Annotated in this window: 13 protein-coding genes; all 13 read right to left on the bottom strand. The window is 37.7% G+C overall.

The features are described from left to right. Positions 1–252 precede the first annotated feature (252 nt). The 13 genes from ACHZC4_RS03290 to ACHZC4_RS03230 all read right to left on the bottom strand — a co-directional run bounded on the left by ACHZC4_RS03290 (position 253) and on the right by ACHZC4_RS03230 (position 13,035). A complete protein-coding gene (locus ACHZC4_RS03290) occupies positions 253–1,074 on the bottom strand; it encodes a polysaccharide deacetylase family protein (RefSeq protein ID WP_394752357.1) in 822 nt (273 codons plus the stop codon). Positions 1,075–1,125: 51 nt separating this feature from the next. Beyond that, positions 1,126–2,028 carry a peptidoglycan bridge formation glycyltransferase FemA/FemB family protein gene (locus ACHZC4_RS03285; RefSeq protein WP_394752356.1) on the bottom strand — a complete coding sequence of 301 codons (903 nt, stop codon included), beginning with the start codon at positions 2,026–2,028 and terminating at the stop codon, positions 1,126–1,128. A 14-nt stretch (positions 2,029–2,042) separates the two neighbouring features. Then, the gene (locus ACHZC4_RS03280) at positions 2,043–2,804 is read right to left on the bottom strand and encodes a class I SAM-dependent methyltransferase (RefSeq protein ID WP_394752355.1); all 762 of its coding nucleotides are present in this window, start codon (positions 2,802–2,804) and stop codon (positions 2,043–2,045) included. 38 nt (positions 2,805–2,842) lie between these two features. Beyond that, entirely contained in the window at positions 2,843–4,021 is a 1,179-nt protein-coding gene (locus ACHZC4_RS03275) for a glycosyltransferase family 4 protein (RefSeq protein WP_394752354.1), read from the bottom strand. Positions 4,022–4,029: 8 nt separating this feature from the next. Then, positions 4,030–4,755: a class I SAM-dependent methyltransferase gene (locus ACHZC4_RS03270; protein WP_394752353.1), complete on the bottom strand. Its 726-nt coding sequence runs from the start codon at positions 4,753–4,755 to the stop codon at positions 4,030–4,032. A gap of 105 nt (positions 4,756–4,860) precedes the next feature. After that, on the bottom strand, positions 4,861–5,823 hold the full coding sequence (locus ACHZC4_RS03265) for a glycosyltransferase family 2 protein (protein WP_394752352.1): 963 nt from the start codon (positions 5,821–5,823) through the stop codon (positions 4,861–4,863). Between the two features lie 244 nt (positions 5,824–6,067). Then, positions 6,068–7,177, bottom strand: coding sequence for a glycosyltransferase family 2 protein (locus ACHZC4_RS03260; protein ID WP_394752350.1), 1,110 nt, complete (start codon positions 7,175–7,177; stop codon positions 6,068–6,070). Positions 7,178–7,183: 6 nt separating this feature from the next. Continuing rightward, positions 7,184–8,671, bottom strand: coding sequence for a lipopolysaccharide biosynthesis protein (locus ACHZC4_RS03255; protein ID WP_394752349.1), 1,488 nt, complete (start codon positions 8,669–8,671; stop codon positions 7,184–7,186). After that, complete coding sequence (locus ACHZC4_RS03250) at positions 8,668–9,240, bottom strand: acyltransferase (RefSeq protein WP_394752348.1); 573 nt, start codon at positions 9,238–9,240, stop codon at positions 8,668–8,670. The genes ACHZC4_RS03255 and ACHZC4_RS03250 overlap by 4 nt, the downstream gene beginning before the upstream one ends. Before the next feature lie 60 nt (positions 9,241–9,300). Beyond that, positions 9,301–10,392: a DegT/DnrJ/EryC1/StrS family aminotransferase gene (locus ACHZC4_RS03245; RefSeq protein ID WP_394752347.1), complete on the bottom strand. Its 1,092-nt coding sequence runs from the start codon at positions 10,390–10,392 to the stop codon at positions 9,301–9,303. After that, positions 10,382–11,365 carry a Gfo/Idh/MocA family protein gene (locus tag ACHZC4_RS03240; RefSeq protein ID WP_394752346.1) on the bottom strand — a complete coding sequence of 328 codons (984 nt, stop codon included), beginning with the start codon at positions 11,363–11,365 and terminating at the stop codon, positions 10,382–10,384. The genes ACHZC4_RS03245 and ACHZC4_RS03240 overlap by 11 nt, the downstream gene beginning before the upstream one ends. 19 nt (positions 11,366–11,384) lie before the next feature. After that, positions 11,385–12,812: an NDP-hexose 2,3-dehydratase family protein gene (locus ACHZC4_RS03235; protein WP_394752345.1), complete on the bottom strand. Its 1,428-nt coding sequence runs from the start codon at positions 12,810–12,812 to the stop codon at positions 11,385–11,387. 22 nt (positions 12,813–12,834) lie between these two features. After that, a complete protein-coding gene (locus ACHZC4_RS03230) occupies positions 12,835–13,035 on the bottom strand; it encodes a hypothetical protein (RefSeq protein ID WP_394752344.1) in 201 nt (66 codons plus the stop codon). Between the last annotated feature and the right edge of the window lie 162 nt (positions 13,036–13,197).

Below are 13,197 nucleotides of genomic sequence, written 5' to 3'. Positions count from 1 at the left end.
CTAAAGTCGCAACTATCTGAAAATTTAATATACACAGCTTCCTTGGGGCATGGATGTCAATGGCGTACATTATTTAAACCTTAGCCTGAAAACACAACCTACCTGATTTGAGATATTATGAGGGCTCTTTTATCAAACGGCAAGAATGATTCTTTAACTATACCTGTTTAATGAGTCAACTACCTGAGATAATCAAGTACTTTGAGACTGACCTAGGATAAGCACACTTAATCCTGTGCTGGATTGAACTTCTTATGATAAGAAATCCCCATTAAGACGTTTCAACAAAGTTGAAAAGCTGTCTAATGCACCCGATGCCGTGCAACAAAGATGAAAATAACTTGACACTTCATTTCTATAAAACACACAATCATCAAGAGAATTAAACCCATGCTCTGTGGTAAAAATTCGACGATAGTTTTTTTTCAGTAATTCAATCTGATTTGGCTGATACCGGCCCAAGGGGAACGCAAATGATTCAATAGCAACCCCCAATTCTTTTTCAAGCACTACCTTTGATTCAAGCGCATCCGCTAAGCCTGATTCAGAGGTTGCTTTAGTATAATCAAAATGACTACAACTATGGGATCCAATATTCATGCCCCTATTCAGCAATTCTCGAGCTTGGGCGGTATTAATAGTTTTGTATAGGGGGAGATTAGAATGCTCACCAAATCTTTCTTTAATAAATGAAGGGGGCTGGCCTTCGCGCAAGCATTCTGTAATTACAAAAAAAATTGCCGACATATTAAATCGAGCCAAAATGGGGACTGCTACAGTATAGTTATCTACAAAACCATCATCAAAGGTTAACAATACATTAACCCTTTTTGAGTCATAACCCACTATTTGTCCAGTTTGAGTCATTTTTAGAATAGAATATCTCTTTGATAAATAATTAATCTGTTTAGCAAAGCTTTCGGCAGATACTGAATTTTTAAAAAACTGTCCCGACGGAGAAATACTATGATACATAAGTGTCTTTAATTTACCCCTGTTTAAGTACCTGAAGCAGGCATTGATACCCAAAAACTCTAAGGAAATAAAAAAACATTTTTTAAATGCACTTTTCATCCCGTTAATCCAGTGTATGTGTAAAAAAACCGATGTAAATTAAGCATAATATTAAAACGCTAGTCGAAATTTTTTGTACATACGCTTGGCAAACAATAATGCGCTATGGCAATAAAAATATTCACAGCCCAAATCAAAAACCTCACCCCCAAAACCTTTTTTGAAACGATATATTCCATTCGAATCATCAACTTTCGGTATACCTCCCAAGTCATACCAATGCTGGCCTGATAATTTTAAATGTTCAATTATTTTCCAATGCAAAAACTGACCCGAGCCATCATTTTTCTGTTTACCCGCTACACCATAAAGAAAAATTGATTTTAGACCCGCCGAATAGACAAGCACAATTGAGCAAACCTCACTTTCATTTCGCACGTAATACATCGTCAAGCGGCCTTCGTTAAACATTTTCCCAATAAGTTTGGCATCGGGAATGGCTAATGATCGCTCATTAGCCATTTTTGCATAACGCTCAAAAAAAAGACTTAAAAGCTCATCGCTGGGCGATGCCACACACTCCACAACGACACCCGAAACACTGGATTTGTGACACAAGCGCTTAGTGTGCGAGTTCATATTTGACCAAAGCTTTTCAGGCTCCTGGGTGAGGTCAACAACAAAAGTATATCTATTCAGCAATTGCTCAGTATCATTTGTCTTGGGTATGCGCAAACCCTCTACCAAAATCTCTGCACCGTTATCTTGAGGTGGATTTAAGAAATCTTTGATAGTAACTATCGAAAAAAAACCAAAAATTTTCAATTTTAATAGTTCCTGGCGCAATTGCACACTATCCAGTTGCGACAAAACCAAATATCTTTTGATGAATGCATATTTCTTTAATAGAACACAAATGCCATCGCCAGAAACGATGACTTCCCATCCATAGTATTTTTGATGAGCCCAGTCGGGCTCTAAAAATATGGATTTATAGGTGTGAGTGGATGACATTCAAAAGTCCAGGCTCACTGTTTTTGAGCAACATAATAATACCAAGGCGAAGTATATTCGCCGGAATGTACTGGATAATTACTGCTTACAACTTCTAACACCCGGAAATTAGCTTTAGCCAGTTCTTCCTTGACGAATTGGGGAATTGATGTATGCATTAAATGCCCTCCATGAATAGGATCGATTATATATCCCACGCCCTTATAAAATGCTTTCCGACAAAGCTGCCTAAAAAGTAGCGGAAAGCTTTTTGTGGTTCTCAGCAATCGCCATATTTTCCTGGCTATATCCACTGAATCCAGTTGAGGGCGGATAAGGAAAGCTCTGGCATTATGAACAGAAAAAATGAACATCCCGTCCGCTTTAAGCACTCCATTGATTTGCTCCAGGCACTTCATACGTTGCTCATCGGGATAAAGGCAATCAATCCCATTGAACGAGAACACCACAGCATCAAATTTACTATTTTCAAAAAAAGACAGATCAGAAGCATCCAGTGTGTGAAAGGACAAGGCAGGAAATTTTTTACGGCACACCTCCGTCATTGCAGAGGAATAATCAACACCACTGTATTGCCGATTATCTGACGAAAGATAAGGGGTAGTTCTACCGCCACCTACGCCAATGTCAAGAACTTCTATATTAGGTGCTATATATTTTGAAAACACATAGTTTTCACACGGCTCCAAACCAGTCAGCTGGTCGTAATACTCTACTGTTTTACTGTTTGTATAGACATTAAGATTGTCAATTTTTGGTTCATTAAATTTACTCATTGATGCCCCCTATATTTAGGATACGTATGTATGTTTAATTAATGATTAATCACGCTTAAGAATTGATAACACCACGCACTGGCACAATGATGAATATCAAAATTATCTATAATTCTTTGCCTACCCTTAGCCCCTAATTCTTCTGCAAATTTAAAATTCATCATAAGCCGCTGAATGGCATCCGCCAATTCCTCGGCACTTTCTGATTGCACCATAAGTGCTCCTTCACTGTCACCCACTAACTCAATAAAACCATCAACCTTGGTCAATATCACTGGTTTACCGGTCGTCATGGCCTCAGCAGCAGCAATCCCGAACGGTTCTCGCAATGATGGCAGAATAACCACGTCAGATGCTAACATGAGCCTTAATAAATCAGGATGTGGCAAAGGTTCTTTTATGCTCACTACTGATTCAAATTGATGATCATCAATGAACAATTGAATACTAAAGGAATCCCCCCCTTTTACACCAATAAAAATTACTTTGGGAAGCCGAATATCTTTAGCCTTCAAAATCTCAAGTGCCCTTAACAAGTAAATATGGCCTTTTTGTCTAACCAGTCGTGCGGGAACAACAATCAAAAAATCAGCCTCATCAACGCCATGGCTTGTCCGAAGTAAAGTGCGATCAGCAGTGGCCAATTGGGTTGGAATATTTAATGTCGGCACACCATTGTAGACAACTTGCACATCATTCCAGCCAAAATAAGCCGCATAGTCCTTGGCTACAGCATGAGAAACCCCTACCCTCAAATTGGCTTTTGAACCCAACCAACCTTCCACGTAGGTTTTAATTTTAGCGGGCACTGACTTAGGCGGATCATTATTGTATCCGTAAGAGTGAAGCGTAATAATGCTTGGAATATTGCTAAATAGCAGCTTCGCAAGCTGGACATATAGATTGCCAAAATATAAGTGCCCCCAAAGAACATCAAACTGATTTCTGGTCACAATGTTGTGAAGCTTTAGTAAGCCCTCAAACAATGACCAACGATGGCTTATATTTAGTCTGTGAACCCGAAAACCCATGTTTTCCAAGTCAACACCCATGTCATCGTGCCAAGAAAAAAGATCGATAAACTCAACATCAACATTTAACTCTCTCAAGGCAGGTGCCAGAGAAAAAACCAGTTGTTCTGCACCGCCACCAAATCCTAAAGTTTCGATTACGCAAAGAATGCGGATATTCTTAGTTAAATTTCCTAAAGACTTCATTACCCCACTTACCTCGAAGCGACAGCAATCAAAGTTTTTCCATATAGCCGTGGCTTATCTTCGCCTACTTCAATTAAGAAAATAAAGTCTAAAATTTTGCGCCACAACCAAAACAGAATCCATCTTGCCAATCGCTTGGGTGTAAAACCAAAAGGGATTTTATTTGCTCTCATGTAGATCTTATTAAATCCCGTACATATAAGCACCTGATTTAGGCTAGATTCAGTGAAGCCCACTTCGTGCGTAAAATCTATGTAACGATTATGCAATCCATATATACTCGACATATTTGGAACCCGCAATACTAAAACCCCGTTAGCAGTTAAGGCATTTTTTAAGTCTTCTAGAACTTGCAATACTTCATTTTTATCAAAGTGCTCTAACACATCGCTCATCATGATCAAATCAAACGAATTACTTCGTGACTGCAAATATTCGAATACATCATCAATTTTCACAACCGGAAGCCCAGCCGCCAGACAGCATTCTACTTGTTCCGCACTGCGGTCTACGCCGGTAACATTTTCAAATCCCCTACTCTGCATATAACTGACAAAATGCCCCATGCCGCAGCCAACATCCAATATTGCCGCCTTTTTTTCTTTGGGCAAAAATTCAGAATATTCGTATTCAATATCTTCTTCTGATGATTTTAAGTCAAAGGAGTTTTTGCCATCTACAGCATAAATAGATGAATTGTATTTTGAGTAAAGTTTAGCTCTATAATCTTTCATGCTTTACATTCCTTAAAATATTTTTAACTAAATCCATACTAAATTTATACGCTTCCCTATAGTTCTGTTTCAACAATCTTTAATGAGTAGCGATCAATACTATGACTAACTGAATAAGCTATGCTTTAACTTTTTAAACCCTTCAACTAGTTTTTCTGTTTCGACAGGAGCTAAAAACCAGTAAAGAAAACCTATCTTTTGCGACCTATAAAGTAACGAACGGGTACTAATCGACCGGGCAAACTGGAAATATTCACGAGCGCATAAGTAGCTTTTATTACGTGCGGTCTCCCTGCCTATTGACCAAGCCCAACAAGCAAGTGTTAATAAGGCTTCCTCACGATCTGTGCCCTTATGCTCTCCTATCAAAAAATCTGAGCAGCTCGTCATAATTGATAGCAGTTTTTTATGGTCATTATCCATAAAATTGCAGCTTAACCGAGGTTCATTATGGTGACGCACTTCAATAACATTATGACCTGAATAAACGAAGTGTACGCCACTTTTGAAGAGTCGAAAGTTTAGTTCGTAATCTTCACCGATTCTAATATCGGTACGAAAACCGCCGATGCTATTCAAAATAGTTCTTGGATAAAGGCATAACCCACAAGAAAACACACCTGCAACCAGATGTGTAGCCCCTAGATTGCCACACACTTGTACATTATTTACATTGTATCGGTCCAGTTTGGCTTTCTCATTACCCTCGGAAAATTCTGTTGTTCGACCCACCAGAATCTGGTTGCAAGGTAACGTTTTAGCAAAATCGATTTGATGGGTTAGCCCATCTACAGCTAATAAATCATCCGAGTCTAAAAACTGGACAAACTCTCCATCTGCCATTCCTAGCCCGATATTACGTGCCCCACTTACCCCCCCGTTTGGAATTCGTACAGATTTTATCTGCGTTCCGAATGACTGAATAGAAGCCCATGAATCATCTGTCGAGCCATCATCAACAACAATCACTTCAGTATTAGCATGCGTTTGTTGTAAGGCACTATTGATCGCAGCATCTATATATTTCTCGCGGTTGTAGCAAGGAATGATTATGGAAACCTTTGTCATGCCATTAACATACTATGCATAATTTTTTCTAATTTTGCTTAGAAGTTCGGAATACATAAAATTAATTTTTTATTACAGATCAAATAGGTAAGTTAAACATAAGTAACTATCAATCAAACCAGTACAGGTACAAATTATCATAGGTTTAACACGATATCTCATTTTATCAATCTCGGGTTTATAGCTTATCTATTTCATAAAAATTTCAATTATTGAATTTTTATGAAATAGATAAATTTAAAAATCATGTAATAATATATTTTTTTATTTTCCTATAAAGCCTGATAATAAATGGAGTTTCATTAAAAACATTAAAAACAATATTATCTAATTTATAACTAATTGATGAGCTTTTAATCGATAGACCAATAACATACAAAACTCTCATCCTAAGATGTATTTTTGAGTATTTGGTAAAATACTCTTTGAACAATTTATCATGCTCCTCATATAACTTGCTATCCAGGTAATCCAGTGACATATAATAATATTGTTGATCCAACATAAAATAAATTTCCTCTTGATAAGCTCTTTTTAAGAAAAAATTAAGATCATTTAACGAGGGAATAAATTTATCAAAAAACTGTCTTTTTTTTGATATATCGCTGATACTTGAAGTCCATGATTCATTTATATTTATTCTATATGCTGACATCACTTTACTTAAATATAATGCCCCGCCATTAATTGCTCCCAATATCTGTAAAAAGTAATCCCCAACAGGTGCATTATTTAAAAAATCCGGTATAGGACTTATAATGGTTTTTTTAATTAATAAGGATGGACTAGGGCAAAAACCACCATCTCCTGTAATAATTTCGGATGCAGTAAAAATTTTATTCTCTGTTGAATGAAATGCTGTGATATTAGCTGTCTTTAATAAGCCAGAAATAATCTCCGCAGGATGGAAACATAAATCACAATTTGGATTTTTTTTCATTTCATCAATTTGAAATTGTAATTTTAATGGATCAGTCCAATAATCATCCCCTTCGCAAATAGCGATATATTCTCCAGTGCATCGTTGCAAGTTATCAATTAAATTTGGCATCATGCCGATGTTTTTTTCGTGTTTTATATATTTTATCCAATGGCTTTTAGGGTGCTCTTTAAGTATACGTTGTATTATCGCATCTGTTTGATCAGGTGAGTTATCATTGGAAATTACTAATTCCACTTCAAAATCAGTTTCCTGCATTAATACCCCATTGATCGCTTCTTCAATATAATTTTTATGGTTATAGGTAATCATAGAAACGCTAACTACTGGTTTTTCAGCAAAGCGTGATGGAGCACTAATTTCAATCCACCCTTTCTCGTTTGCATCAAATGTTACCAAAGTTTTATCATCCATGGTATTTTAAGAAGCAGTTAAATTGTCTTTGCGATGCTGGAACAAGCTAATAACATCGCGTAGAGCAGTTAAGCGAAAAACACGGGCAAGTCCTACAAAAATAATTAGCCCAGTTAGTATTAATGCCAGTAATTGAACAGCAGCTAATAAATGCACTTGTGTGCTTGCACAATACACGAACACAGCCATGAATATGGAAATAAATAATATCGCCAAAAAGTCGCATGTTTGGGCAAATACCCCATAATCAAGAAAAAATTTGCTGTAATAGGCATTAATGGCAAATGCCAAAATCCCAAAAACAACCTGACTCCACGCTATCCCCATGACACCATAAAAAGCGCCCGCGACTAGCAAGGCAAAGCCCAACAGCTTTTTAACTACTTCTAGCCGAAAAAATAAATGCGAATGCCCTTGTGCCATCAACACATTGAGATTAATGACGTGCAAAGGCCAAAATACAGCACCCAAACATAATACCTGTAGTAAAGGCACGGAAGGTAACCACTTAACACCAAATAAGGTTAAGACAAAGGATTCAGCTGTGGCTGCTAACCCTAGCATCATAGGCACATTAATCAACATCATTCCACGTAATGCCAGCTGCACCCCACGACGCAATTGCGCTTTATCATGGGCTGCGGTAGAAAAAATAGGTAAGGAAACTCGCGCCAAAATGCTCGTCAACACCCCTACGGGCAATTGCTTGGTGCCATCGGCACGATTATAAAATCCCAGCTCTCGGACGCCAAAAAAACTGCCAATCAATAAGGTATACGCACGGCTATAAGTAATATCCAGTAAACCAGATGCCAGCATATAACCACCAAAGCCAAATAGCTGCCGCACTGATTTTCTGCTAAACACTATCGCAGGTCGCCATGAGCTATAGCACCACAATAAAAGCGTCGTTACCATGGTTGAGGCTAATGTTTGTGCCACTAATGCCCAAACGCCGTAACCATGCCATGCCATAACTATGGCAATCGCACCGGAAATGAGTGAAGCAAAACCACCAATTTCCATCTGCCTACGAAAATCCAAACGTTTTGTTAGCAGCGTACCGTGAATAGAACCCAAGGCACTCAAGAAAATATTCAATGCCAATAACGCTGTTAACGGTTGCAAAATGGGTATTGCAAAAAAAGTAGCAATCACTGGTGCCGCTGCACACAATCCTAGAGCAACCAACTCTCCCATAACGAGATTAAACCAAAACACTGTAGATTCATCAGTATGTGTTATCTCTTGACGCTGAACCAAAGCAGACGAAAAACCACTGTCTACAAAAGCACCTGCGATGTCTGTAAATAAATAAAGTAGAGCAACAGTTCCAAATTCCTCAGGGCTGAGTAGACGCGCAAGAGCAATTGAAACACCGAACTGTAGACCCTGCCGCATGAAAATATCTGCGCCACTCCAGACTGTGGCTGATAAGGCACGCGACTTTAGCGTCACTTTGCCGACCCTAATAATTTTGACTTTTAAGATCACACACTTTCTCTGGAATTAGTAAATTTCTTTTCCAATTCCAACAAATCCTGCTTCCTTTCAGCAATCCTTTCTACAGGTGAGCCTATATAAATACCAAAGGCTTGACAGTCTTTTTTCACCAAGCTCAGCGCACCCACAGCCACAGCTTCTTCCAAGGTCACACCGGGCAAAATAATAGTACCCGCACCAATAATGGCGTGTCGGCCAATATTGACATCTGCATGGTGTACGTTTGTAAATTCGGCGGGAATAGTAGGATTAGTCATAGTTGCACCACTGTAATCATCATTGCTACTATAAATAGAAACTCTCGAAGAAATGTTCGAAAAATCGGCGAGTTTAATATTTCCCGCACCGATTAACGATGAGAACACCGCAATATGAATATAATTACCAATATCTATGCCACCGTATCCTGCAGACAACACACAAAAGTCATCAATTCTTACGTTGCTGCCTAGGCGAATGTTCTTGCAGTTGTAATAAGATGCTTTATCAGAAAGCATCACACTCTTTCCAAAACTTGCAAAGCCCATTTCTATTAACTGTTCATTCGTTAACCAAGCCATATTATTTTCTCGCAATAATTGATTATTTCATTCGTGACCTATGGACTCATCACAGTGTTGCTAGTAGCCTAAATTAAGTATTACATTGATAATTCTATCCATGTCTTGGTAAGTCAATTTGAAGTACAACGGCAAGCACAATATCCTTTGAGAAATATCTTCTGAAACCGGCATGAAAACGTAATCAACAACCTCTTTATAGGTGTTCAAAGACGGATAGAAATATCTTCTTGGCGTTATATTTTCTCTTTTTAAAGCTTTTTCAACCTTAATTAGGTGGGTTTCAGTTTCGAATATAATTGGAAAATAGGAGTAGTTAGTTTCGCCATATTTTAAACTTTGAAAGGCGAAATTCTCTCTTTCTGAAAGTTTTTCTTTATAGTAAAAATATTTTTCCTTTCTATCATTTAGCACTTCGTCAAAATATTTTAGGTTGGCGATGCCTAATGCGGCATGGACTTCTGTCATTTTGCCATTAAATCCGTTGTCTACAATATCTTTTTGATCATCGTGCCCGAAAAAACGAATCCGTTTTAGCTTTTCATACAGTTCTGGATCATATGTGATACAGCCACCGCCTTCAGCGGTATTCAGCAGTTTAGTGCCATGCAGACTGGTGGCTGATATGTCACCAAATGCTAACAAGCTCTGGTCATTATAAGTTGAGCCTATGGCGTGAGCTGCATCATAGATCACTTTTAGCTTATGTTTTTTTGCGATGGCGCTTATAGCTTCGACATTACAAGGATTTCCAAAAACATGTACAGGCATTACCGCAACGGTCTTATCCGTTATGAGCGCTTCAATGTTGGCAGGGTCAATATTTAAAGTATCTCTTTCTATATCGCAAAATACGGGGGTGCACCCTTCCCATTTGATGGCACTGATTGTGGCTATCCAGCTAAACGGGGTAGTAATGATTTCGCCTTTAAGCTCAAGTGCCTTTATCGCCATTTGAATCGCAATAGTACCATTGGTTACGGTTACGAATTGCTTCAAGTCCAGTTTTGAACAAAGCTCTTTTTCCAATCGCTGCACTAGAGGCCCGTTGTGAGTAAGGATTCCGCGCTCCCAAACTCCTTTTAACAATTCTACATATTCATCTAGTGGCGCTAGAGAAGGTTGCGTGACGTAAATTGGTTTATTGCTCATCTGCTTTGGTTCTTAATTCTGTAATCAGTCTTGCTTGATTAATATTTTGACTATATTCGTTCACTGTCTCTGTTTTTTTGTTGATTAAATTATAGAAATGTATAAGCATGTTTCTAAAATGGTGATCTTTTTGAAGTTGAATGGTTTCTTTGCCCAGCCTAGTCTCAAGTTCAATGATTGGATGAAATCCTGGCGATGCGGTAAAAATGCGATTTGTGTAAATTTTCCCTTCGCTACCCCATAATTCTAAGTTGCATTGATAATAATGATCAAAACCGAATGCTATCTCAGAAAATAAAGAGCCGTTATCCTGCTTTAGATAAGCCCCACCCCAAATATCGACACCTTTCTGTGGATCTACAAATAAATTTGCGGCATGAACTTGTATTTTCTCACCTAAAAAAATTTGGGAAAGCTTGATGGGGTAAGCACCTGCGTCAAGCAATGCTCCACCACCCAATTCTTGTTGATAGCGGATATTTTCTTCATCCAGGAAAGGTGGGAATCCAAATGAACTTCGAACACAGCGTAATTCCCCTATACACCCTTCTTTAACAAGATTTTGCACATATGCAAGCTGACTATGGAAACGAAATTGGAAGTTTTCAAGCAAAACAAGCTGATTTTGCTTTGCGAGCTCATTAAGCATAGTAACTTCTTGATATGAACACGCTAGTGATTTCTCAACTAAAACATGCAGTCCCTTTCTTATGGCCTTTTCAATCCATTCTGAATGAAGCTGATTCGGCAAGGGAATATAAACCGCATGTAATCCTGAAACATTGAGTAAACTATCGTAGTCAAAAAACGCTATTGTGGAAAACTTATTAGAAAATTGAGTAGCTTTCTCTTGGCGACGACTGGCTACGCCAACAAGGTTGAACTCTGCGTTCAGTTCATTTATCGCAGGAATAACATATCTGTCTGCAATATTTGCGCACCCTAATATCCCAATATTTATCTTTGTACTCATATTATTTTTCTAATGTGTATTATATAAACGAAATAGCAGCAATTAAACTTCTAGCTTGAATATTTAAGTAGTTGTTAAACATCAAAAAAGTATTCAATTGATTTAATGTCATCCATATGAAATTTGGCGGCAAATCAATAGTGACTTCGTCACCCGCTATAACAATCATATTCCTATTTTGTTCTCTAAAAAATCGGCCACCCTCTTCTGACTGTAAGGTATCAAAATAGATGCTTTGGGAAGGTGCAGATAAAACGAACTCTAAAAATGGCAAGGAGCCTTCCAAGGTATATCTATAGTTACCTGTGAGGCATTGAACCGTTGGTGCAAACTCTATTATATCGTGGTTCCCGCATTCAAGTTTTGCCTGGACTGCAAAATGTAATAGTCCATTAATTTCTTTACAGACAAATGCACATAAACCTTCTTGGCTCGGTTCAACCATTGGCTGACTCCATTTTACAACTTCACGATTTCCAATTTCGACATTAACAGCGATTATTTTGAAAAATTTATTATCTTTATGATGAATATCTGACTCGGTAATTTCCCAGTCTACTAATTTGCTTAAAGGAGTTTTCGTTACCTCAAGATCATAAATGCTTTTTAAGTATGTCAAAAAAGTTATGATTTTTTCAAGGCTATTGATGGCACGATCTTCTATTAGTACTGATTTTAAGAAGGCTTTTTTCAAGGTATTAAGTGTGTCAGATTTTTTTTGCTCTAAGAAATTGAAAAAATCAATAATCTCTGCGTTGAGGCTACCATAGGATATTCCTGAAATTACAGTCCGCGTATCCATATTTACCATGTTGTCATATTGCATCAATGATTTTAGCTGGCCCAAAGTTAGCCATATAAAATTTTCATAAACTGGAATATCAACATCAACTAATATAATAATATTACGATTACGTTTTTTTAGAAATCGAGCGCCTTGTTCTGATTGCAATTGATCTAAAAGAATTTGACTCGACTCAGCTAGCTGGAAATATTCAAGATACGCTGGTTTCTTACCTTTGTGTACTTGACTATAATTACTTCGTGTAGCTTGAAGTGTTGGGGAAAGCTGAACGTAATTTACATTACCTGGTTCAATCTTTGCCTGTGTTAAAAAATGCAATATACCGTCTATTTCTTTTGTTATAAATCCAAGATAGCCTACTTCAGGTTGATTTATTATTGGTTGATCCCATTCCGGCACGCCCCCCCAGTTTGTTTTGGTTCTAATGCCATCAATAGAAAAAAATCTGCCTGATTCATGGCGCAGAGAGCCTGCTAAAGAGTCAAAGTTCCATTGTTCAAGATCTGTGAAGTCAACTTTTTCAATTTTTAGGCTTACGGCTTCATTTTGCTCTTTAATCCAGTCTACTACCTGCGATGTTTGAAGATGAGAGCCTAATGTGCTCAATGCACTTTTTAAGAATACGAAATTTGCATGTTTCATTTCTCTACCTCTAAGCTCTCTTTTAATTCAGCGACATTTGCATGTGCTTAGGAGTGGTGCATTTACCCAGATAATCACGGAGTGCTTGCTCTAATTGCTGATGGAATGAGCCATCATTGATGAGTATTTTGGTATCCCATATTTCTTGCAGATAGGGGATAAACTCTTCCAATGGTGGTAAAACAGGTTGAGTTACATAAATTGGTTTGTTTGCGTTAATCATTTTTTATATTCGGTGAAGTCATTACATTTAATCCAAATATGAAATTAAAATAGTCAGTCTCGATTGAAAAATATGGGACATTTTTAACCTTTTCTATGCCTTAAAAATATTCAATGCCACTTGTGTTAACTATAATACAGATCCTTTTGCCAAATAAATTAA

The organism is Crenothrix sp. (assembly GCF_043729335.1).
In the GTDB taxonomy this organism is placed as follows: Bacteria; Pseudomonadota; Gammaproteobacteria; order Methylococcales; family Methylomonadaceae; genus Crenothrix.
This window is presented reverse-complemented; position numbering and strand designations above follow the sequence as displayed.